The sequence below is a fragment of the Halobacillus sp. GSS1 genome (assembly GCF_017307035.1).
GTDB lineage: Bacteria > Bacillota > Bacilli > Bacillales > Halobacillaceae > Halobacillus > Halobacillus litoralis.
In genome coordinates, this window is the sequence record NZ_JAFLHE010000001.1 from 906,603 (window position 1) to 930,382 (window position 23,780).

Below are 23,780 nucleotides of genomic sequence, written 5' to 3' on the forward strand. Positions count from 1 at the left end.
GTTCTCCCCCTTCTGGTGGTATCATGATAAGTGTAGGAGAGTGTTGGCAATGGAACTATTTTTTTTAGGTACGGGATCTGGTGTCCCATCAAAAGAAAGAAATGTCTCCTCCCTTGTCCTCCGCCTTCTTGAAGAGCGAGGAACGACTTGGGTTTTTGACTGTGGAGAAGGCACACAACAGCAAATATTGAATACAAACATACGACCGCGACGAATTGAAGTGATTTTTATCACTCACCTTCACGGGGATCACATTTACGGACTGCCAGGCTTATTGAGCAGCCGTTCATTCCAAGGTGGTGAAACACCTGTAACCGTTTACGGGCCGCGCGGGTTAAAAGATTACATTGATATCAGTCTCGAATTGAGCGGAACGCACCTTCGCTACCCCCTTTACATTGAAGAAGTGGAAGAAGGAGAACTCTTCGAAGACGAACAGTTTGTCGTTGAAGCCGTCAAACTTGAACATGGACTTGAAAGCTATGGATATATCCTTAAAGAAAAAGATCAGCTAGGTGAACTTCAGCCGGAAAAGCTGAAGGCGCTGGGGGTCAAACCAGGACCTGTTTATCAAAAAATCAAGAATCAACCACGGACGGTCCTGGAAGATGGAAGAATCATCACACGCAAAGATGTCATCGGGCCGCCTAAAAAGGGACGTAAAGTCGCCATATTGGGAGACACACGCTACCTTCCGCATCTTGAAGAGGTCTTGAGAGATAGCGATGTTCTCGTCCACGAAGCCACATTTGCTGGAGATGAGGAAAAGATGGCTTATGATTATTTTCATTCCACCGTCAAACAAGCCGCTACCCTTGCAAAGAACGCAAATGTTGGGGAACTGATTCTTAATCACGTCTCTTCAAGGTACCAGGGAGATTCCGTGGAGGAGCTCCTGGAAGAAGCACGGAATTTATTCCCAAACACCACGATTGCATACGATTTTTATCAACATCCCATTAAACGTACTTAACGAAGGAGGAGCTGTATGTACACAACGGTCAAGCAACAAAAATCATGGTTCCAGGAAGGACATACAAAAAGCTATGCTTTCCGAAAAGAACAGCTGTTAAAAATGAAGAAGATGTTGACGACCTTTGAGAAACCGATTCTCAATGCATTGAAATTCGATATGAACAAATCGGAATATGAAGCGTACGCATCTGAAATCGCCTTTTTGAAAAGTGAGATCGATCATCATGTGAAACAGTTGAAAACATGGATGCAGCCGACTAAAGTGAAGACCCCACTTACCCATACAGGCTCAAAAAACTTCATTCGAAAAGAACCCTATGGCACGGTATTGGTCATTGCCCCTTGGAACTATCCTGTCCAGCTAGCCCTTGCTCCGGTAATCGGCGCAATTGCAGCAGGCAATACGGTCATCATCAAACCATCCGAACTAACACCTACCGTTTCATGGGTGTTGAAAAAAATGATTGAACAGTACTTTCCTCCTCACTATATTGCCGTAATCGAAGGCGATAAAGAGGTGACCCAGGGGCTGCTTGAACAACCATTAGACTATATCTTCTTCACCGGGAGCGTCCCTGTCGGTAAAATCGTTATGGAGAAAGCGAGCAAACAGCTCATCCCGGTCACACTGGAACTTGGAGGAAAGAGCCCGACGATTGTTCACAAAGATGCGAACATCGACCTTGCAGCGAAACGGATTGTATGGGGTAAATTCACTAATGCAGGTCAAACTTGTATTGCACCTGATTACCTTTATGTGCACCATGAGGTGAAAGCAGACTTAATCCGTGCCATGAAAAAGTACATCCACCAGTTTTACGGAGAGGATCCTTTGAACAATGAAGAGTACACCAAAATCGTGAACCAAACGCACTTCGAACGCGTGTCTTCTTACCTTGATTCGGGAACGGTCGTGGTTGGCGGTTCTTTGGATGAATCCAAACACAAAATCGCGCCTACCATTCTCGACCAGGTGTCCTGGGAGGATCAGGTTATGAAAGATGAGATCTTCGGACCTGTGCTTCCTGTCCTGACTTACCATGACCTTGATGAAGCGATTGAGAAAATCAACAGTCGTCCTAAGCCACTTGCCCTCTATTATTTCGGGGAAAACGAAGTCGAACAGCAGCGCATCCTTAACTCCATCTCATTCGGCGGTGGATGCATCAACGATACCCTTTACCATATCATCAATCCACACCTCCCATTTGGAGGCGTTGGCGAGAGCGGTATGGGCAGCTATCATGGCAGACGAAGCTTTGATACCTTTACGCACGAGAAAAGCATCACAAAACAAACGACCCGTTTCGATCAAAACTTCCGTTATCCAGGATCCCAACTTGGTCTTGCGGTGCTAAAGAAATTCTTTGGTTAGAAAACAAGCGAGCATTACGCTCGCTTTTTTCTATGCGCGTCTCGGCTTTCTTGCGCGCGAAAAAGGACAGCGGGCCGGGCCGCTGTCCTTTTTCTCTAGTCTTGTTGCTTTTTCAATGATTCCTGTAAAGATACATCCTTCAACTTTCGTTTCGATAGCCCAAGAGAGAGCCAATACGTAAGCATGATCACAATGAAGCCTGTCACGACCATCCACCATGTTACATCTGTCGGCATAAGAAAACCAGTCTCTTGAACTAATGTATTCATCGTTTGCTCCAAACTCAAACTCGCCAGAGGTATGGACACAAAATAGGCTATTAAAACGATAGGAGTGTACACACTTAAAACAAGTTTGGATACTTCTTTGTCATGATAGCCCATCACTTTAAACAACGATATGGAAGGTGAGTTTTCCTCAACGATTAAATTGGTGAGCAAAGTAAGAACAATTACACCAATCAATACAGCAAATACAGCCATGCCGGCAACAGACGCTCTGGTTGCTCCTGTTGTCGATTCAAAACTGTCTATAGCCTTCTGTTTATCTTCTACCATATAAATATTTCCTCTGTTTTCTGGAGATTGTTTCTGCCATGTACCTGTATATCCTTCATCGGGGAAACCTAGAAAGTCATTCAATTCAACACGCGGAAGGTACAAGTTATTCCCAATATAAAGGTCAGCAACGGCAGCGACTTCCACCCTCATCGTCTCTGAGTTCAATGAGTTCTCGAGGTTGATGTCATCTCCTTCCCCCACACCAAGTACAGCAGCTAAAGGAGCACTGATAATCGCTCCTTCAGATATTTGCGATTCAAGACTTTCCCCGTCAGCACTTAACTGAATATATCGATTCTCTTTTTCCATTCCGTATGCCGTGATTTTCACATCTTCATCAACAACACCAAGTTCGTTCATTGTAAAAGGACTTTGTTCTTCATCCGTTTCTTCCGTCATTAATGATTGATAATGGACCGCATAGTCGTATTTCAAAATATCCTTATACGTCGTTTCTACAAGCTGGTCCATGCTATTAAAAGTAATGAACCCGAACAATAATAAAACGGTTGAAAACATCACTCCAATAAAGATATACAAACTTCTCGCTTTATTTCTCACCAGTAACCTCAACCGGAACCTGCGGATAAAACCTCCTTTTTGCAAAAGCGGAAGTTTTTCCAGCCAGGATTTTTTCCCACTGGACATCTCCTTCGGTCTAAGAAGCGTCAGCGGTTCTGTACGCAATGTCCGATTAATAACGAAGGTCGTGAGTAAGATCAAAAGCAATAAAGGAAGGACAAATCCTATTACAAGAACGAAAGGATTCCAGTCAAACATGGATAGAGAAGGTAAGTTAAAATAGTTCGCATACAAGTTCGAAAGCGGTACAGACAGGCCAGCACCTGCAGCTAAACCACCGACTGTGCCTGCTAATCCGATCACCCAGGCATAACCTAAATAATGACGGACCAATTCTTTCTTACGATACCCAAGGGCCATAAGCGTGCCGATTTCTTTTCTCTGCATTTCCATCCGTCGCTTCATGAGCATCAGCACCATGGCAATAGAGAGAGCAAGAATGAACAATGGCAATGTTGTCGTCATGCTCTTAGCGCCTTGGATTTCTGTTTCCACAAACCCAATGCGTGGATTATCTTCTGAATGAACAAATTGCAAAAGAGACGTTTCTGCACTCACCGCTTCCCTAAGCCCCTCGGGCACAGCTCCATCATCTGTCCACCCTAAGATCTGTGTCTGTCCATTCACCTCTGAAAAATCGGAACCGGAAACGACGGCGACTCCGAATTTCTCAGCATCCGCTAACAAATCCGTCATTTGTTCGACCATATAAATGTAATCAGGCAAGTAAACGAATCCTGTAATTTCAAACTCACGATCACCCAGTGTTATGACATCACCCAGCTGATATTGATGTTTCTCAGCAAACACTTTGGAAATAGCCAGTTCTTGATCGTTCGACGGTGCTTTCCCTTCAGCGATGTAAGGAATGTTAACTGTGTCAGTAGTCGTGAATGTACGTAATGTCGAATCATCGATCTCAAAATCTGCATAATTCCGTTTTTCTAAAACGACATTGTACTCATCTTCCCATAAAGAAAGCTGTTCATCAGTCACATCCCCTCCAGCTACAAAATGAAAGCTTTCCTGTCTGTAGTCTTCCGTAAATGTTTCATTTCTTGATTCCAGAGTCGTGATGGCCATGGATAAGGACACATAAAGCATAACTGCTAGTAAAAGAAGAACAGCCACCCCGGCATATTGGAATTTCTTTTCCTTTAAAGTGCGGTACACAGATTTCTTTAAAATCATGACCAGGTCACCTTCTCTGGAGGGACAGGATTTTCGTTTTCATAGGAATCCACAATTTCACCGCTTTTCATTCGGATAACCGAATGAGCCATCTCGCCAATCCCCTGGTTATGAGTGATGATCAAAACTGTCGTTCCATACTGCTCATTAACGAATTTCAACAACTTCAAAATATTTTTTCCCGTTTCTTCATCCAGAGCTCCTGTCGGTTCATCACAGAGTAAAATCTGCGGGTTCTTAATCAGTGCTCTCGCGATTGCGACACGCTGTTGTTCACCCCCGCTCAGTTGAGAAGGGAATTTATCTTTCTTATCCCACATCCCTACCTTTTCTAAGATATCTTTCATATCAAGCGGTTGCTGACTCAATTCCCGTCCGACCTCCACATTTTCTTCAACGGTCAGTGTCGGTATTAAATTGTACTGTTGAAAAATGAAGCCAACGAACTTCCGGCGGTAATCCGTGAGCTGGCGATCCTTCAGTTGATCGAGGGCCGTGTCTCCTACTTGGATTGATCCTGAATCGTAACGGTCGATTCCCCCAATCACATTTAATAATGTTGATTTCCCTGACCCTGAAGGTCCGAGAATCGTCACGATTTTCTTATCTGGTACCTCTAATGAAGCCTGGCGCAGTGCCTCAACTTTCACTTCTCCGCTCTGATACGTTTTATTGACTCGGTTTGCGAAGATAGTCATTTCATCATCTCCAATAAAAGTTTTGTAATGAAATACATCATTTATTTCATTTTTAGTGTACCTCAATAAAAAAAGAAGTCAATAACTTTTTGAAATATTTATATGTATATATTTCATTATTTATCATCACGCTTACTATTTCTATTGAAGATAATGGCAGGATTGTGGAAGATTCAGTTTCGAGACGTTTGTTGAGTGGATGGGGCTACGGGGAATAACTCGCTTTCCGCGGGAGCGCGATGAGCCTCCGCCCACTTACCAAAGAAGATACTCGAAACTACTACTTAAAAAATCAGCTTGTATGGTTGAGGGAAGTGGATAATTAGAACACCTCCAAAGTACGAAAAGGCTGATCCAGAGCGCATTACCCCTTTACATTTAAATAAGGTTTCTAATCTCGAGTTGTTTCGAGACATTTATAAGGTAAAGGGGGGGAGGGAAACGGTGAGACTCTTATGGGACGTGTGGGACAGGTGAGACCCCGGAAGGCGTAGCCTGAGGAGGCTCACCGCCCGCCCCATGGAAAGTGTTCAAATGCGGAATCGTCCTGGTAGACATGACTGGCATAAGCAGAACAGCAACGGAATGTGTTTTTCATTCCGTTGCTGTTCTGCTTATGACGCGAGTGTCTGGACGATGGAGCAAGACGAACCTTTTCCCGAAGCCCCTAGAATCACACCAACATCTCGAAACTGAGCCTTCAAGAATAGGGAGCTTTAATAAAACAAAAGAAAACCCAGGCAAGCGCAAGGCTTTGCCTGGGTTCTCTCTTAAAAAGATGGAAGGTTGTCCAAGTTGTTGGATTGAATGCCATCCGGTTCACTGCGCAGATGGTCTTCTCCATCTTTACCTCGAATGAGGTTCACGTGTTCCAGTTCACCACTGCGCGCCATTTCATGTGCTCGCTTATAATCGATCACTTGTCCTGACGACAGCTGCATTTCAACAATGCTTCCTTGCCCGTTTTTTCTAACGGCGACAATTCGTTCTGGCATCATTCTCAACCTCCTCAACCATTATTTTGTCCAGGAACCTAGATAATATGAGTATCAATCTGTGGGGATTATTGGATGTTATCATAAATAAAAAAGGCAGCTGAAATGGCTGCCTTTTCTATCTTACATATCGTGAGAAGATTTTTGCTTCTGACGTGAATGTTGTCTGTTTTTCACTTTATGAGAACCTTGAGCCGGTTCTCCGTATGCTTGTTTAGGCCCAAGAGGCAAATTCGGTTGTTCCTGTTGTTTCGGTCCCATGCGTCTACCCATAAAAATCCGCCTCCTTGATTATCTGCGTTTACGAGCTGCTTCTGGCCCCTCCATCGCGGTCGCACCTGGATAACTTAGGCGCTGATCACGGTCGGACTCCACTCTTCCGGATTTTTTCAATTTTTTCTCTTGTCGATCTCTACCCATTTAAAAACGCCTCCCTTCTCTTTTAGTATGGAAAAGAGAAAGAAGGCTATGCCTGGGAATCATTTTTTAAAATCGTCGAGAAAATCCTTTTGAAAGCTTGTATTCACCTGAGGATTGGTCGGATTACTAAGGTCTCGAAAAAGGTTTTTTCCGTATTTTTCCGTTAGATCATCAATCGTTTTATACAAGTTTTCTTTACTGGCATATTGTTCAAAATTAAATAGATCTAATTGCTGACTAACTTCTGATTTCTCCGCAAGATCGCTTGCAGTAACACCCAGGAGACGAACAGGCTGCTGATTCCAGTGATCATCGAACAACTGCATCGCCACTTGAAAGAGATCTTCTGATGAATGGATGAATTCCTGCAATTGCCGACTGCGTGTCACTGTTTTCCGGTCATGGTAGCGGATCATCACCTGTACATTCCTTGCAAGAACCTTTTTATTCTTCATCCGTGCTTCCACTTTATTCGAAAGCCTGCGTATGACGCTTTGTACCTCTGTATCATCGGTTGTATCCTCAGGAAGGGTTGTAGATGTCCCGATACTTTTAAATTCATGAACCGCATCAGGATCGACAGGACGGTCATCGATTCCATTCGCCCTGTTTTTCAGCCGCTCTCCATTGATTCCAAGAACACCCTTTAATTCAAGAACAGAGTGCTCAGCTAATCCACCAATGTTCTCAATGCCCATTTTCCTTAATTTCTCTGCTGTTTTCGCTCCCACTCCGTACATTTCTTCTATCGGTAAAGGCCATAATTTTGTTTCAAGATCTCTTTTCCGTAAGATCGTAATTCCCATAGGCTTTTTCATATCAGAAGCCATTTTTGCCAAAAATTTATTAGGAGCGATCCCAATACTGCAAGGCAGATCGAGCTCGTCATAAATCCGCTTTTGTATCCGCTCGGCTATTTCCGGAGGTGAACCTTGCTCTGCGCAGTCGGTTATATCCATATAACCTTCGTCTATTGATACCGGCTGAACGAGCGGTGTCACATCAGCCAACACTTTAAACATTTCTTTGGATGCTGTACGATATCGTTCAAACGTCGGTCCCATAACAACAAGTTCAGGGCACAACCTTCTGGCCTCTCCTAAAGGCATCGTCGTTTTGACCCCATATTTGCGGGCTTCATAGCTGCTTGTGACAATGATCCCGCGCCTTTCTTCAGGATTTCCTGCAATGGCAAGCGGCTTCCCTTTCAAGGATGGATCAAAGGCTGCTTCCACAGATGCATAGAAACTGTTCATATCAACATGAAAAATGACGCGGCCTTTTTTTGGATACCATTTGGACTGCATAACGTTCTTCCTCCATTGGAACATTTGTTCTCTATTATATCATGACACGCTTTGTTATTGTTCATAAACGCTTCAATTATTGTTTGTCTAACTCATAAAACTCATCATCGTATTATTAAGCTAACTGGCAGGATTGTGTAAGACTCAGTTTCGAGACTTTCCGGGGTTCGTTGCCCGGGTTGAGCGTCAGGGGTGGCTGGGAAGCTACTCGCTTTCCTGTGGGGGAGTGGCAAGCTTCCTCGGGCTACGCCCTGCGGGATCTCGCCGATCTCCTTTCTCCCACGGGAGTCTCGCAGCTTCCCAACCACCCCATTCGATAAAAGGGAAAACGAACCCCTTTGCCAAGTTGGAAGGTCTTCCTCTATCCCGATTGTTGTAGGCATAAAACGCTCTGTAACAAGCTTTTAGGGTACTCCCATCAAACTGAAAAGCTGAAGGTTGGAAAGTGGTTTCGAGATAGTTATATAGCAAAGGGGCGGAGGGGAATGGCGAGACTCCTGCGGGATAAAAGTGCTTGGTGAGACCCCACAGGACGCAGTCCGAGGAGGCTCACCGCGCTCCCGCGGAAAGCGAGCTATTCCCCGCAGCCCCAATCCACCCAACAGAAGTCTCGAAACTGAGTATTCAAGAATAGGGAGCTTATGTGTAATACCTCAATAGTAGTTCATAAAAAAGACTCCCTGAAATTCAGGGAGTCCTGGCTTATTATTGTGCGACTTCTTCAACGATCGCTGTTACGAACTCTGTAATTTTCTCAAGTTCGCTGACAGGCATACGCTCGTTAGTTGTATGAATTTCCTCATATCCTACACTCAAGTTTACCGTAGGAACGCCGTGACCTGCGATGACATTGGCATCACTGCCGCCGCCACTTGTTAATAGTTCACTTTCACGACCGATTCGCTTCGCAGCAGAACGTGCGACTTCTACGACTTGATCTCCCGCCTGTTGCTTAAAGCCAGGATACATGATTTCGACATCAAGTTCGACTTCGCCACCCATTTCTTCCGCTGTTTCCTGGAACGCTTTTTTCATTTTTTCTACTTGCGCTTCCATTTTTTCAGGATTGAGGGAACGAGCTTCAGCTAAGACCTCGACGTGATCACATACAATATTCGTTTTCTGACCACCTTCAAAGCGGCCGATGTTCGCTGTTGTTTCGTCATCGATCCGCCCAAGCGGCATTTTAGCAATTGCTCGGGAAGCGAGTGTGATCGCTGAAATGCCTTTTTCAGGAGCAACTCCTGCATGAGCTGTCTTCCCTTTTACGATCGCATTAATTTTCGCTTGTGTAGGAGCCGCTACGATAATATTGCCGACTTGTCCATCACTATCAAGGGCATACCCGTATTTTGCCTTGAGCATGGAAGCATCAAGAGCCTTAGCGCCGACAAGACCGCTTTCTTCTCCAACAGTGATTACGAACTGCAGGTCTCCATGCTCAATGTTTTGTTCTTGAAGAGAACGGATCGCTTCAAGGATTGCAGCGACTCCCGCTTTGTCATCCGCTCCAAGGATTGTAGTACCATCGGTCACGATATAACCATCTTCAATGGAAGGTTTAACCCCATTCCCTGGTACCACTGTATCCATGTGAGAAGTAAAATAAATCGGTTCTGCGTCCTTTTTAGATCCTTCTAGATAACAAATAAGGTTGTTTGCCCCATGACCTGTAATCGAGGCTGCATCATCTTCAAGCACTTCTAAACCCAAGTCCTGGAATTTTTTCTTTAGTACTTTAGCGATTTCAGCTTCCTGGGTTGTTTCTGAATCGATTTGAACCAATTCCAGAAATTCATTCAGTAAGCGTTCTTTGTTAATGGCTACCATCTATATTTGCCTCCTTCAATATGTAAACACATTCCTCTTAGTACGTTAGCGGAACGAGTGGACTGTGTCAATTATAGAGGGATGTTGCCATGCTTTTTATAAGGACGGTCTTCCTGTTTATTTTTCAGCATGTCCAAAGCTTTAATCAATGTAGAACGCGTTTCTCTTGGATCGATGACATCATCGATCATCCCAAGTCCCGCTGCAACGTAAGGGTTTGCGAAGCGTTCCCTGTACTCATTGATTTTATTTTGGCGCGTTTCTTCTGGTGTATCGCTTTCTTTGATTTCTTTTGCAAAAATGATATTCGCCGCTCCTTCTGGACCCATAACGGCAATTTCCGCGTTTGGCCACGCATAGACGAGGTCCGCTCCAATCGATTTACTGTTCAACGCGACATAGGCTCCACCGTACGCTTTTCTAGTAATAACCGTCAGTTTCGGCACAGTGGCTTCGGAGTAAGCGTATAAAATTTTCGCACCGTGACGGATGATTCCTCCATGTTCCTGTTTGATGCCAGGGAAGAAACCAGTCACATCTTCAAATGTAATGAGAGGGATATTAAAGGAATCACACGTCCGAATGAAGCGGGCTGCTTTATCACTGGAGTCGATATCAAGTCCGCCGGCCATGTACTTCGGTTGATTACAAACAAGTCCCACGGTCTTCCCCTGCAGACGCGCAAATCCTACAACAATATTCTTTGCAAAGTCCTTATGAATTTCGAAGAATGAATCCTCGTCAACAAACTCATCGATAACGATACGCACGTCGTAAGGACGGATCGGATCAAAAGGAATTTTATCTGTGATGTCAGGTCTGAAGTCATCATCAAGCTCAACTTCTACTTCAGGTGTCAGTTCTTCATTGTTCTGAGGCAGGTAACTGACAAGATCCCGGACGGCATCCAAAGCAGAGGCTTCATCAGGAGTTTTCAAGTGAGCATTCCCACTCAAAGAATTATGAACACCGGCACCTCCCAAATCTTCTGCGGAAATCTGCTCACCAGTAACGGTTTCAATGACTTTCGGACCGGTAATAAACATTTGCGATGTCTTCTCTACCATGATGACGAAATCAGTGATGGCTGGAGAGTAAACGGCTCCTCCAGCACATGGCCCCATAATGACCGATATTTGTGGGATGACGCCAGAATAAATAGAATTACGATAAAAGACTTGTCCATAACCGTCTAAGGAAGATACCCCTTCCTGGATACGAGCTCCTCCGGAATCGTTCAATCCAATGAACGGGGTTCCATTTTTCGCAGCAAGGTCCATGACTGCAGCAATTTTTTTCGCGTGCATTTCCCCTAGGGCTCCACCGTACACCGTGAAGTCCTGAGCGAACAAATACACATCACGTCCATGAATTTTACCAAACCCTGTCACGACCCCTTCACCCGGGGCAGACTTTCCATCCATCCCAAAGGCATCATGCCGGTGTTCAATAAATGGATTCAGCTCAATGAAGGACTCCTCATCCAACAGGTGTTCGATGCGTTCCCTTGCTGTCCACTTCCCCTTATCGTGCTGTTTGTCAATCCGTTCATCTCCACCTCCTAATTCAACTTGGCGGCGTTTATCATAGAGTTCATTGATTTTATCAAAAATATCCACGGTTACTCCTCCCCTCCATACTGGCATAGTTCAAACAGGACACCATTTCCTGCTTTCGGATGCAGAAAGGCGATCTGACTGTCATGTGCGCCCTGTTTTGGCTGTTCGTGAATGAGACGTACTCCTTGTTCTTTATACTGATTCAAACGCTTCGTAAGATCGTCCACTTCCAAAGCAATATGATGGACACCTTCTCCTTTTTTCGTTAAAAACGATCGAATAGGCGACTCGTCACTCAGTGGCTCCAGCAATTCAAACATCGTTTCACCAATTTTCAGAAAAGCCACGCGGACCTGCTCAGATTCCACGACTTCAACAGCTTCAAGTTCCAACTGAAGGTTATGCTGGTAAAAAGGCAGTGCTGCATCTATGCTTTCCACAGCTATACCGATATGAGCGATTCTCTTCGGTGCCTCTATGGTTTCTTTGTTAAGGAGCTGCTTAATGTAAATAGCGATTGCATCTGTCGGGGACCCACTGGTGAAGATTTTATTGACTCCTTTTTCCTCAAGAAAAGGAATATCTTCTGCAGGTATAACTCCGCCTCCAATGACGGGAATGTCCGAAGCCCCTTGTTCTTCCAGTGCTTGGACCACTTTTGGAAACAATGATTTATGAGCACCGGAAAGAGAAGAAAGTCCGACGACATCCACGTCTTCCTGAATGGCGGCTCTTGCAATTTGAATGGCGGATTGCCGCAGTCCTGTATAAATAACTTCCATGCCATGGTCTCTGAGCGCCTGGGCGATGATTAAAGCACCTCTGTCATGTCCGTCCAACCCTGGTTTCGCTATAAGTACACGTATTGGTTTCAACCTCATCATCCCTTCCTACATTCCGGTGTATTCTCCAAATTCCTCTCGTAAAACATTCGCGATTTCCCCAACTGTGGCATAAACTTTCACAGCGGCCACAATATGCGGCATGACATTCTCCGACCCTTTCGCCGCTTCCCTAAGGGCATTGAGGCATTGCTCGACGGATTCCTGATCGCGTGAAGATCTTATTTCCTGTGTTTTCTTGATCTGAGCTTGTTCCAGTGCTTCATCTACACGTAACAAGTCTGCATGTATTTCTTCTTCCAGCTTGAATTCGTTCATTCCGACGACGATATCTTCATTCGATTCAATCCGTTTTTGGGCATCATATGCTGCTTTATGAATTTCACGCTGCATATATCCTTCTTCGACAGCCTGGACCGCTCCACCGAATTCTTTGATGCGCTCTAAGTAAGCATTTGCTTCTTTTTCAATCTGGTCGGTAAGAGACTCAACGAAATAAGAACCAGCGAGTGGATCGATGGTATCCGCTACCCCGCTCTCATTGGCAATGATCTGCTGTGTGCGTAACGCAATTCGTGCGGAATCTTCTGTCGGAAGGGCAAGAGCTTCATCCCGTGAGTTGGTATGCAGGCTCTGCGTTCCTCCCATAACAGCAGCGAGTGCTTGTAATGTGACACGCACAATATTGTTGTCCGGCTGCTGAGCTGTGAGTGTACTTCCACCTGTTTGCGTATGGAAACGGAGCTTCCAACTTTTTGGATTTTCTGCTCCATAGTGTTCTTTCATGATCTTTGCCCACATGCGGCGGGCTGCCCGGAATTTGGCCGCTTCCTCAAAAAATTGATTGTGAGCATTGAAGAAGAAGGCAAGCCGTGGTGCAAACTGATCGACTTCCAGCCCAGCCTCTATCGCCGCATCTACATAAGCCATGCCGTTCGCTATCGTAAAGGCGACTTCCTGCACAGCTGTGGAACCAGCTTCCCGGATATGATAGCCGGAGATACTTATGGTGTTGAATTTCGGTAAATGTTCCTGACAGTAACCGAATATATCTGTAATCAGCCTCATGGAAGGTTTCGGTGGATAGATATACGTACCACGAGCGATATACTCTTTCAAGATGTCGTTTTGAATCGTTCCTGTCAGTTTTTCAGGTGCTACTCCCTGCTTCTCTCCTACAGCTATATACATCGCAAGCAGGATACTGGCTGGAGCATTGATGGTCATCGATGTACTTACTTGATCGAGTGGAATCTGATCGAACAGCTGCTCCATGTCCTTTAATGAATCAATAGCTACACCGACTTTCCCAACTTCCCCATCAGCCATCGGGTCATCAGAATCATAGCCGATTTGTGTCGGCAGGTCGAAAGCCACTGATAAACCAGTCTGTCCTTGTTTCAATAAGTACCTGAACCTCTCGTTCGTTTCTTCTGCCGAACCGAACCCAGCATATTGACGCATTGTCCAATAGCGACTTCGATACATGGTCGGCTGTATTCCTCTCGTATAAGGATACTGGCCTGGAAAGCCGATCTCCTCTATGTAATCCTCATTCATCTGTTCCGGCGTGTATAATCGTTCGACCGGAATTTCTGAGCTTGTATGAAACGCTTCTTTCCGTTCAGGAAAACGCTCCGTTGTTTTTTCTACATCTTTTTCCCATTTTTGCTTAGGGTGTTGGTCACTTGATGATCTGTTCATAAGAAAGGCCTCCTTATTCAGTCCATTCACACTACTAGCATACCAGAAATAAAGCGCTTACCTATCTAAAAATTACTATCATTCACAATTTTATTGTAAATGATTTCACGCCCTTGTCCAATTTCTCTTTTTTAGGTAGAATGTCAGTAGGATTGACTGAGAAGGAGGTTATACACCTTGGCTACAAAAAAACGTTCAAAACGCGAACGCCGTATGAAAGTCGTGATCTATGTCATGATTTTGTCTATGCTCCTATCTAGTGCATTGGCTGGCGCGAGTTTCTTCTTATAATAAATAAATGATTGAATGAAAAAAGCCGAAAAGATGGATCGTCCATCTTTTCGGCTTTCTTAGTTTCTAGAGTTGTTTTTGTAATTTGCGTTCTTCCCAGAAGCGATATAAGTCCGGCATTTTTTTATCACTATCTACAATCCATACTTCCGCTTCAGCAGGAACAAGGTCAAAAAGAACCTCTACATCTTGATTATTCATCCGGATACAACCCGCAGAGACTGATTTACCGATGGAATCCGGCTGATTGGTTCCATGAATGCCATAAATCCTGCCATCTGTCCCTCGTGCATCAAACCCGATCCACCGGCTCCCCAGTGGATTCTCTGGGTCACCACCCGGGATGTCTTTTTTACGGTAATATGGATCTTTGGCTTTCACTTTCACATTAAACTCGCCCTCCGGCGTCAAATCCTTCGTCTTCCCTATGGCCGCAGGAGCCTTAAAGAGAACCTCTCCGCCTTGGTAGAGCACAACCTCATGGGTTGCTTTATTTACAATAATAACCGGATCAGCCGGCGTGTGTGGTGGTAGTAATGGGTTTAACAAACTTAATATTAAAAGGAAGCTGTACAAAGCAATCATCCTCTTTTACTAAAAGTTTCCCCTCACATGTACCCTCTATACATCACTCTTCTTGAAGGAACGCTTAATGATCAGATAGTCCTCTATCTCATTTAATAAATGAAAGAGGCTGGCTCTTACTTCAAACTCTTCCCGTGTTTCCGGCAGTCGGTCTTCACGGAAGTCTTCTTTCATCTCTTTCAACATTCTCAAATAGATCAGGGCTGTATTACCGGGATGAACAGCATCGGCTAAGTCATCAAAAAACGCTGCCATGCGAATACCATGTGCATCAGATGTCGATATACGGGAAACGAGAGGAAGCATACGTTCCAAGAGTTCAAACTGTTTCGTCCGCATATGAAAATAGTGATAAAAATGATTGTGGGAACGCAGCAAATGATTTTCTACATCCCGATAAGAAAGGGACTTCGCCTTTTCCAGAAGATTGGCGGTCTCTGTCAGCTCCTTGCCTGACCAATCATTATCTCCATTCCTTAAAAATTGAGCAATTTCTCTCAAAATAATGGAAAAGTTGCTCTCCACCTGTTTTCGATACTGATTCAACTTCTTCTCCAGGCTCGGCATATATAAATTGAGAAGCAGGGCGGTTCCAATTCCCACCGTAATTAACAACACTTCATTCCATATAATACTCCAGCCGATATCCCCTGAACCGTATAGATGCAGGATGATGACTGAGCTGGTTACGATTCCAGGTGTAATTTTAAACCACACCGTTGCAGGAATAAAGGCAAACAACATCAATCCAATAGAAATGGGATTGTATCCCAACAGCTCAAAAAAAGCGAATGAAAACCCCATCGCTAATAAACAAGCAGAAAAGCGGTGCCACGCACTTAAAAAGGACCGTTTTCTTGTAATTTGGATACAGAGAATGGTCAAAATCCCTGCTGATGCGAAATTCTCGAGCTGCAGCATCTGAGCAATCCATATGGCAAATGGTGTTCCCAATGCCGTCTTAATGGTCCGATATCCTATTTTCAATCCTGTGTTCACCTCCGTTCTTTCTGGATACGCTGACCTGAGAGGATTAAGCGTCCGATTATGTAAGCTGAAGATTTTACGTAAAAAAGGATCTTTGCTTTTTAAACAAAGATCCTACGCCTATTGTATTCTTATACTTCTTTGCAATACTCTTCAAAACTGCGCTGAAGCTTTCCGATAACTTCCATAGGTTCAAAGCCTTCAATGTCGTGACGCTCGACCATTGTCTGAATTTTACCGTCCTTCAAAAGAGCAAAAGATGGAGAAGATGGCGGGTAGCCTTCAAAGTATTCGCGGGCGCGATCCGTAGCTTCACGATCCTGCCCTGCAAAAACAGTAACAAGCTGATCCGGACGCTTATCGTAATGAATCGCATGTGCAGCAGCTGGACGGGCAATACCACCTGCACATCCACATACGGAGTTGATCATTACTAGGGTTGTACCTTCTTTATTTAGTGCCTGATCGACTTCCTCAGATGTCGTCAGTTCCGTATATCCCGCTTGGGTAATTTCTTCACGTGCTTTTGAAACAACATCGTTCATAAAAATATTAAAATCCATTTGACATGGCCCCTTTATAGAAATGCTAAGAACATTTTACCAAGATATCTGACATCTTTCAATTGAATTGTCTATGATTTTTAGATACTTGAAAGAGCTTAGGGACATTTGGAAAGGGATTGTTATCCCATGGGGTTTCTTCCCTCCCAAACGCCCCTTACCATATAGAGTGTTGAAAACGTAAAAACCCTCAATCCATAAGAGCAGTTCCCCTCACATATACCTTCTATCAATATTTTGATACGTGAGAAAATGGCTTGCACTGGTGGAATAGGATGATAAAAAAGCTGTCCTCCATGGTTGGTGGACAGCTTGATTGCATTAGTATACAGATGTGTTATCTTCTGACATTTTCTCTAAGATCTCTTTCACACGGGCAAGGAAGTTGCCGGCTACAAGGCCGTCAAGAACCCGGTGATCCAACGATAGACATAGATTGACCATGTCACGAGCTCCGAACATGCCATTCTGGTAAACCGGCTTTTTCACAATGGATTCCACTTGCAAAATAGCAGCCTGAGGGTGGTTGATCACACCCATGGATTGTACGGAACCAAAAGAGCCTGTGTTATTAACGGTGAAGGTACCGCCTTCCATATCTTTCGATGTCAGCTTGCCTTGACGGGCTTTGTTGGCAAGGTCTGTAATGTCTTTAGCGATGCCTTTGATGCTCTTTTCATCCGCATCTTTGATGACAGGAACAAACAATTGGTCATCTTTAGCTACAGCAATATTCAAGTTGATGGCTTTGCGCTGGATAATCTTGTCTCCTGCCCACATACTGTTCAACTGCGGGTATTCCTTCAATGCTTGAGCGACAGCTTTTACAAAGAAAGCGAAATACGTCAGACTGAAGCCTTCCTGCTGTTTGAATTGGTTTTTCTTTGCATTGCGAAGTTCCACCAAATTCGTAACATCTACCTCGACCATCATCCAGGCATGTGGAATTTCGGTCTTCGACTTCACCATGTTTGCTGCAATAGCTTTTCTTACACCTGTCACAGGAATTTCGATGTCGCCTTCACCCGCTTGTACATTCGGCGTCTGTGATGAAGGAGCTGGTGATGGTGCAGCTTTCTGCTCAGCTTTTGCAGGCTGCTCAGCGGGTGCTTCTGCTTTTTCTTCCCCTGCTTTAGGAATCTCTCCGCTCGCAACAATTTTCTCAATATCTTTGCGCGTAATTCGTCCACCTCGACCGGAACCATCAACCTGATTCAAATCAATGTCATGTTCCTGTGCAAGCGTCATGACCGCTGGAGAATACCGCTTTTTACTTCCTTTGTCCTGTTTTTTCTCAGGTTTTTTGGAAGCTTTTGATGGTTCTTCTTCAGCGACGGGTGCTTCCTGTGCAGGAGCTTGTTTATTTTCTTCTGATGAAGATTCTTCAGCAGATCCTGCCCCTTCTACTTCGATGTAGCACATGAGTTCACCGACTTCAATGGTATCTCCTTCAGATGCGACGAGCTCTTTGATCACGCCGGAAAAAGAAGATGGGACTTCTGCGTTTACTTTATCTGTCATGACTTCTGCAATGGGATCATACTTATTTACCTGATCTCCAGGCTGAACAAGCCATGTGCTGATCGTTCCTTCTGTGACACTTTCACCAAGCTGAGGCATGTTGATTTTTTCTAAACCCACAGGGAATCTCCTCCTTCAATTAAAATTCCGCGAGATCTCTCATCGCTTTTTCAACTTTATCCGGATTCATCATGAAATACTTCTCCATGGTTGGAGCATAAGGCATGGATGGGACATCCGGGCCAGCAAGACGCTGGACAGGAGCATCCAGGTCAAACAAGCAATTCTCACTGATGATTGCGGACACTTCTGAGATGATTCCACCTTCTTTATTGTCCTCCGTTACAAGAAGAACTTTACCCGTTTTGGATGCTGCTTCAATGATACCTTCTTTATCTAAAGGATACACGGTACGCAAGTCGAGGATATGTGCATCAATGCCCTCTTCAGCCAACTTCTCTGCTGCTTGTAAAGCAAAGTGGACACATAAACCGTACGTAATAACCGTAATGTCGGAACCTTCGCGCTTTACATCCGCCTTACCGATTGGTAGCGTATAATCCTCATCAGGTACTTCTCCTTTGATCAGACGGTAGGCGCGTTTATGTTCAAAGAAAAGAACCGGGTCATTATCACGGATGGAGGCCTTTAACAAACCTTTGACATCATAAGGAGTCGACGGCATCACGATTTTCAATCCAGGCTGATTCGCGAAAACCGCTTCAACGGATTGGGAATGGTAAAGAGCTCCGTGAACACCGCCGCCATAAGGGGCGCGAATCGTTATTGGTGCACTCCAGTCGTTATTGGAACGGTACCGGATTTTAGCGGCTTCTGAAATAATCTGGTTGACCGCCGGCATGATAAAGTCAGCGAACTGCATTTCAGCTACTGGACGCATACCGTACATCGCTGCACCAATTCCAACTCCTGCGATTGCAGATTCAGCTAGTGGTGTGTCAAGAACTCTGTCTTCACCAAATTCATCATAAAGACCATCAGTCGCGCGGAATACGCCTCCACGTTTTCCAACATCTTCACCAAGGACGAACACTTTTTCATCCCGCTTCATTTCTTCTTTCAAAGCTTGAGTGACGGCTTGAATATAAGATATAACTGCCATTATTGCTCCCCCTCCTTACTCTTCGTACACATATTTCATTGCAGATTCCGCTTCCGCATAAGCCGCATTCTCGGCATAGTCAGTCGCTTCATTGACGATTTCACTGATTTCGTCATTCATTTCCTGTTCTTTCTCGTCCGTCAGTACACCTGTATCACGCAAGTACTGGGCAAAAGTGACGATCGAATCCTTTTTCTTCGCTTCATCCACTTCTTCCCGTTCACGGTAAGTACGGTCATCATCGTCACTGGAGTGCGGAGTAAGACGGTAGGACACAGTCTCAATTAATGTCGGCCCTTCTCCATTACGTCCACGATCGGCTGCTGCTTTCACTGCTTCATATACAGCTAGTGGATCATTGCCGTCCACTGTGAACCCAGGCATGCCATAACCGATGGCGCGATCAGAAACTTTTTCACAGGCCAACTGCTTTGATACAGGAACAGAAATGGCATATTTATTGTTTTCAACCATAAAGATAACAGGAAGCTTGTGTACACCCGCAAAGTTGGCACCTTCGTGGAAATCCCCCTGGTTGGAAGATCCTTCACCGAAAGTTACGAGAGAAACGAAGTCTTTTTTCTCCATCTTCCCTGCAAGAGCGATACCTACGGCGTGTGGCACTTGTGTAGTAACGGGCGATGAGCCGGTAACAATCCGGTTTTTCTTTTGACCAAAGTGACCTGGCATCTGACGTCCACCCGAGTTTGGATCTTCTGCTTTTGCAAAGCCGGAAAGCATTAAATCCTGAGCAGTCATACCGAATGAAAGAACGACACCCATATCACGGTAGTAAGGCAGAGCATAGTCTTTTTCACGATCAAGAGCATAGGATGCCCCTACTTGAGCAGCTTCCTGACCTTGACAGGAAATGACGAATGGAATTTTACCTGCGCGGTTCAATAACCACATACGTTCATCGATTCTTCTTGCTAATAACATCGTGCGAAACATGTCCAACACTTGATCATCACTTAAACCTAGAGCTTTATGGCGATTTTCAGCCATGAGGATCCCTCCTTCATATTTATCCATGGATTTGGTTGCCGTCGACGGCCATAGCCGCTTCCCCGATTGCTTCAGAGAGCGTTGGGTGTGGGTGGATCGTTTCAGCGATTTCCCATGGTGTCGCATCAAGAACTTGAGCCAAAGCCGCTTCCGAAATCATGTCCGTGACATGAGGTCCGATCATATGCACACCTAACAGATCGTCCGTTTCTTTGTCAGCTACGATTTTTACAAAGCCATCCGTTTCTCCGTGAACGAGAGCTTTTCCGATCGCCTGGAATGGAAACTTGCCTACTTTCACATCAAATCCTTTTTCTTTCGCCGCTTTTTCTGTCAAGCCAACACTTGAAACTTCAGGGTTGGAGTAGATACAGGATGGCACTTGATCCTGTTTCATCGGATGTGGGTTTTGATCAGCCATATGCTCAACGGCAATCATGCCTTCATGAGAAGCCACGTGGGCCAGTTGCATACCACCGATAACATCACCAATGGCGTAAATGTGGCTCTCTTTCGTCTGATAGACATCATTCGTCTTGATTACCCCGTTTTCCACTTGGATATCCGTGTTTTCAAGACCGATATTATCGACGTTGGCTGATCGACCGACAGAAACCAGCATTCGTTCAGCTTCATAAGTAACTGTCTCTCCGTCAACTTCCGCATTTACTTTCACACCATTGTCTTTTTCGATCGTATCCGGTAGAACCTTGGCGCTCGTCACGATATCGACGCCTTTCTTTTTCATCTGCTTCAACATTTCCCTGGAAATATCTTCGTCCTCGGTAGGGAGAATGTGCGGCAGGTATTCGAGTACCGTCACTTGAACACCAAAGTCTGCAAGCATGGATGCCCATTCAATTCCAATGACACCCCCACCGACGATAATGATGGATTCAGGAAGTTCTTCCATATGAAGAGCTTCATCAGAACTCATGACAACTTCACCATCGATTTCTAGCCCCGGCAAAGATTTAGGACGAGAACCTGTCGCTACTAACACATTTTTAGGAATCAACATTTCATTTTCTTCCCCGTTGTTCATCTCCACAGAAATCGTCCCTGCTGTCGGTGAAAAGATGGAAGGGCCTAAAATTCTTCCAAAACCTTCGAAGACGTCGATTTTCCCTTTTTTCATCAATCCTTGAACACCTTTATGTAGTGTGTCTACAATCGATTGTTTCCGTTCTTGGACTTTCGTGAAATTCAAGGTTGGGTTTTCTGTTGACACCCCATATTGATCCGCTTCTTTCGTCTGTTTAAATACTTCCGCACTTCGAAGCAATGCTTTAGAAGGGATGCACCCTCTATGTAAGCATGTCCCACCAAGTTCTCTTTTTTCTACAATCGCTGTTTTCAGGCCTAATTTTGAAGCTCGGATGGCAGCGACATAACCGCCAGTGCCACCTCCGAGAATGACCAAATCGTATTCTTGTGCCACCTTGGACTCTCCTTCCTATTCTTGAAAGTTAGGATATTGTTTTGGAACCTCTTCTTTATTCAGGACACGTAGCGTCCCCTCATTCAACGCTTCCAGCTCATTCTCACCAGGATAGACGAGGACATCTGCAATCCAATGCACACGTTTGGAAATTTCTTCAACGAACGCTTTTCCGTACGCTAGCCCGCCAGTGAGCGCAATTGCATCCACTCTGCCTTCCATAACGGCACTCATACTTCCAATTTCTTTGGCAATTTGATAAGCCATGGCATCAAAGACAACTTTCGCTTTTCGGTCACCTTTTGCTACCATCTCTTCGACATCGCGGGCATCATTTGTACCCAGGTACGCCATAAGGCCTCCTTGCCCGACCAATTTCTTCATCACTTCATCTCGGTAATACTGGCCGGAGAAGCATAAGGAAACGAGGTCACCGGCAGGAACGGTCCCTGCCCTCTCTGGAGAAAAAGGGCCATCTCCGTGCAATCCATTGTTGACGTCAATCACCCGGCCGCCAACGTGCGCTCCCACAGTGATCCCTCCGCCCATATGAGTGACGATTAAGCGGGCATCTTTGTAAGACAGACTAAGGTCAGCTGCCGCTCTTCGCGCCACAGCTTTCTGATTAAGGGCATGGAAAATACTTTTTCTTGGTATTTCAGGGACACCGGAAACACGAGCCAATTCATGGAGTTCATCCACCACGACCGGGTCGACAATATAAGCTCCAATGTTCAACCCTTGAGCAATTTCATTGGCGATGATCCCTCCAAGATTCGACGCATGTTCACCATTGTATCCATTTTTCAAGTCCTCAAGCATCGCCTCATTGACCTCGTACGTCCCACCTTCGATGGGACGCAGCAATCCTCCTCTTCCGCAAACTGCACTTAATTTGCTGATGTTAATGCCTTCGCGGTCGAGCTCTTCAAGAATGACCTGCTTACGGAAATCATATTGATCAATCACGCGCTTATATGAGCTGATCTCATCCGTCGTATGACGGATGGTTTTTTCAAAAACGACTTCCTGATCATCAAAGACTCCAATCTTTGTAGATGTGGAACCTGGATTAATGACCAGAATACGATGTGTTTGCAATCCCTAAACCCCCGTTAACCGTTCTGTCTTCTACTTAAGATGTGTTGACCATTTTGAAGGAATTGACTGCGGGACCTGCGCATACGTTCAATTCGCTCTTCTGCCATACGGTCTGCGGCTGCGTATGTTGGAATGTTATCCCGACGTGAAATTTCAAATACGCGTGATACGTTGTCATAGATCGTTTCTACTCGCTTCATCGCACGATCTTTATTATATCCGTGTAGCTCATCAGCTACGTTGATGACGCCTCCAGCGTTAATGACATAATCCGGCGTATAAACGATGCCTTTTTCATGCAGAATATCGCCATGCTTCGTTTCTTTTAATTGGTTATTCGCTGCACCAGCCACGACTTTCGCTTTCAGTTGAGGAATCGTTTCATCATTAATCGTCGCTCCAAGAGCACAAGGAGCGTAAATGTCGCAATCCACACTGTAAATATCGTCCGGATCAACAGCTTTTGCTCCAAATTCTTCTACCGCACGCTGAACGGCTTCCTTATTGATATCAGTAACAATAAGATTGGCTCCTTCTTCATGAAGATGACGGCAAAGAGTGAAGGCGACATTTCCGACACCTTGGACAGCTACTGTTTTACCTTCCAAGGAATCTGTGCCGAATCCTTCTTTTGCTGCTGCTTTCATTCCACGATACACTCCGTAAGCAGTCACTGGAGATGGGTTTCCGGAAGAGCCGAATGCTGGAGAGATCCCTGTCACATAATCCGTTTCTTCATGAATCAAGTCCATATCCTGGACAGTCGTTCCTACATCCTCTGCAGTAATATAACGACCATTCAAGCCTTGAATATAACGACCGAATGCACGGAACATTTCTTCATTTTTCTCTGTTTTAGGATCTCCGATAATGACTGTTTTCCCTCCGCCGAGATTAAGTCCCGCTGCAGCATTTTTGTAAGTCATCCCTTTTGCCAGACGCAGAGCATCTTCCACGGCATCATCTTCAGAAGCATATGTCCACATACGTGTGCCTCCGAGAGCAGGCCCTAGTGTTGTATCATGAATGGCGATGATTGCTTTCAAACCGGATTGTTCATCTTGACAAAATAACAATTGCTCGTAATCGTACTCTTGCATATAGCTGAAAATTTTCATTATG

Annotated in this window: 22 protein-coding genes; 3 read left to right on the forward strand and 19 right to left on the reverse strand. The window is 44.9% G+C overall.

The window, feature by feature from the left end; translation table 11 throughout:
• Positions 1 to 49: 49 nt before the first annotated feature.
• Positions 50 to 973, forward strand: a complete 924-nt coding sequence (rnz, locus tag J0K78_RS04810; RefSeq protein ID WP_206945643.1) for a ribonuclease Z — start codon at positions 50 to 52, stop codon at positions 971 to 973.
• A gap of 15 nt (positions 974 to 988) precedes the next feature.
• Positions 989 to 2,350, forward strand: a complete 1,362-nt coding sequence (locus tag J0K78_RS04815; protein WP_206945644.1) for an aldehyde dehydrogenase — start codon at positions 989 to 991, stop codon at positions 2,348 to 2,350.
• A gap of 95 nt (positions 2,351 to 2,445) precedes the next feature.
• On the opposite strand, the gene J0K78_RS04820 is transcribed toward J0K78_RS04815, so the two are convergent.
• The 10 genes from J0K78_RS04820 to J0K78_RS04865 all read right to left on the reverse strand — a co-directional run bounded on the left by J0K78_RS04820 (position 2,446) and on the right by J0K78_RS04865 (position 14,038).
• Positions 2,446 to 4,683: an ABC transporter permease gene (locus tag J0K78_RS04820; protein WP_206945645.1), complete on the reverse strand. Its 2,238-nt coding sequence runs from the start codon at positions 4,681 to 4,683 to the stop codon at positions 2,446 to 2,448.
• The gene (locus J0K78_RS04825; RefSeq protein WP_206945646.1) at positions 4,680 to 5,381 is read right to left on the reverse strand and encodes an ABC transporter ATP-binding protein; all 702 of its coding nucleotides are present in this window, start codon (positions 5,379 to 5,381) and stop codon (positions 4,680 to 4,682) included. The genes J0K78_RS04820 and J0K78_RS04825 overlap by 4 nt, the downstream gene beginning before the upstream one ends.
• A gap of 770 nt (positions 5,382 to 6,151) precedes the next feature.
• Positions 6,152 to 6,376, reverse strand: coding sequence for a DUF3892 domain-containing protein (locus J0K78_RS04830; RefSeq protein WP_089651888.1), 225 nt, complete (start codon positions 6,374 to 6,376; stop codon positions 6,152 to 6,154).
• A 123-nt stretch (positions 6,377 to 6,499) separates the two neighbouring features.
• On the reverse strand, positions 6,500 to 6,649 hold the full coding sequence (locus tag J0K78_RS04835; protein ID WP_089651800.1) for a small acid-soluble spore protein P: 150 nt from the start codon (positions 6,647 to 6,649) through the stop codon (positions 6,500 to 6,502).
• An 18-nt stretch (positions 6,650 to 6,667) separates the two neighbouring features.
• Positions 6,668 to 6,796 carry a YpzI family protein gene (locus J0K78_RS04840; protein WP_089651799.1) on the reverse strand — a complete coding sequence of 43 codons (129 nt, stop codon included), beginning with the start codon at positions 6,794 to 6,796 and terminating at the stop codon, positions 6,668 to 6,670.
• A gap of 59 nt (positions 6,797 to 6,855) precedes the next feature.
• On the reverse strand, positions 6,856 to 8,103 hold the full coding sequence (locus tag J0K78_RS04845; protein WP_206945647.1) for a DNA polymerase IV: 1,248 nt from the start codon (positions 8,101 to 8,103) through the stop codon (positions 6,856 to 6,858).
• A gap of 705 nt (positions 8,104 to 8,808) precedes the next feature.
• Complete coding sequence (locus tag J0K78_RS04850) at positions 8,809 to 9,933, reverse strand: M20/M25/M40 family metallo-hydrolase (RefSeq protein ID WP_206945648.1); 1,125 nt, start codon at positions 9,931 to 9,933, stop codon at positions 8,809 to 8,811.
• Positions 9,934 to 10,004: 71 nt separating this feature from the next.
• Complete coding sequence (locus J0K78_RS04855; RefSeq protein ID WP_202412501.1) at positions 10,005 to 11,579, reverse strand: acyl-CoA carboxylase subunit beta; 1,575 nt, start codon at positions 11,577 to 11,579, stop codon at positions 10,005 to 10,007.
• On the reverse strand, positions 11,555 to 12,376 hold the full coding sequence (gene mce / locus J0K78_RS04860; protein ID WP_370551059.1) for a methylmalonyl-CoA epimerase: 822 nt from the start codon (positions 12,374 to 12,376) through the stop codon (positions 11,555 to 11,557). The genes J0K78_RS04855 and mce overlap by 25 nt, the downstream gene beginning before the upstream one ends.
• A 6-nt stretch (positions 12,377 to 12,382) precedes the next feature.
• Positions 12,383 to 14,038 (reverse strand): acyl-CoA mutase large subunit family protein, encoded by a 1,656-nt coding sequence (locus tag J0K78_RS04865; protein WP_206945650.1) that lies wholly within the window; start codon positions 14,036 to 14,038, stop codon positions 12,383 to 12,385.
• 177 nt (positions 14,039 to 14,215) lie between these two features.
• Here J0K78_RS04865 and prli42 point away from each other — a divergent pair, with 177 nt between their 5' ends.
• Positions 14,216 to 14,329 carry a stressosome-associated protein Prli42 gene (gene prli42, locus J0K78_RS04870; RefSeq protein ID WP_226590761.1) on the forward strand — a complete coding sequence of 38 codons (114 nt, stop codon included), beginning with the start codon at positions 14,216 to 14,218 and terminating at the stop codon, positions 14,327 to 14,329.
• A 66-nt stretch (positions 14,330 to 14,395) separates the two neighbouring features.
• Here prli42 and J0K78_RS04875 read toward each other — a convergent pair whose 3' ends face one another.
• The 9 genes from J0K78_RS04875 to bcd form a co-directional block, all read right to left on the reverse strand.
• Positions 14,396 to 14,914, reverse strand: coding sequence for a L,D-transpeptidase (locus J0K78_RS04875; protein WP_206945651.1), 519 nt, complete (start codon positions 14,912 to 14,914; stop codon positions 14,396 to 14,398).
• A 36-nt stretch (positions 14,915 to 14,950) separates the two neighbouring features.
• Complete coding sequence (locus tag J0K78_RS04880) at positions 14,951 to 15,901, reverse strand: aromatic acid exporter family protein (protein WP_206945652.1); 951 nt, start codon at positions 15,899 to 15,901, stop codon at positions 14,951 to 14,953.
• Between the two features lie 131 nt (positions 15,902 to 16,032).
• A complete protein-coding gene (locus J0K78_RS04885; RefSeq protein WP_160914881.1) occupies positions 16,033 to 16,464 on the reverse strand; it encodes a BrxA/BrxB family bacilliredoxin in 432 nt (143 codons plus the stop codon).
• Positions 16,465 to 16,785: 321 nt separating this feature from the next.
• Positions 16,786 to 18,105 (reverse strand): dihydrolipoamide acetyltransferase family protein, encoded by a 1,320-nt coding sequence (locus J0K78_RS04890; protein ID WP_206945653.1) that lies wholly within the window; start codon positions 18,103 to 18,105, stop codon positions 16,786 to 16,788.
• A 19-nt stretch (positions 18,106 to 18,124) separates the two neighbouring features.
• Positions 18,125 to 19,108: an alpha-ketoacid dehydrogenase subunit beta gene (locus tag J0K78_RS04895; RefSeq protein WP_160914885.1), complete on the reverse strand. Its 984-nt coding sequence runs from the start codon at positions 19,106 to 19,108 to the stop codon at positions 18,125 to 18,127.
• Between the two features lie 15 nt (positions 19,109 to 19,123).
• Entirely contained in the window at positions 19,124 to 20,116 is a 993-nt protein-coding gene (locus tag J0K78_RS04900; protein ID WP_206945654.1) for a thiamine pyrophosphate-dependent dehydrogenase E1 component subunit alpha, read from the reverse strand.
• 19 nt (positions 20,117 to 20,135) lie between these two features.
• The gene (gene lpdA, locus J0K78_RS04905; RefSeq protein WP_206945655.1) at positions 20,136 to 21,557 is read right to left on the reverse strand and encodes a dihydrolipoyl dehydrogenase; all 1,422 of its coding nucleotides are present in this window, start codon (positions 21,555 to 21,557) and stop codon (positions 20,136 to 20,138) included.
• A gap of 15 nt (positions 21,558 to 21,572) precedes the next feature.
• Positions 21,573 to 22,658 (reverse strand): butyrate kinase, encoded by a 1,086-nt coding sequence (gene buk, locus J0K78_RS04910; RefSeq protein WP_206945656.1) that lies wholly within the window; start codon positions 22,656 to 22,658, stop codon positions 21,573 to 21,575.
• Positions 22,659 to 22,672: 14 nt separating this feature from the next.
• A complete protein-coding gene (gene bcd / locus J0K78_RS04915) occupies positions 22,673 to 23,776 on the reverse strand; it encodes a branched-chain amino acid dehydrogenase (protein ID WP_160914893.1) in 1,104 nt (367 codons plus the stop codon).
• Between the last annotated feature and the right edge of the window lie 4 nt (positions 23,777 to 23,780).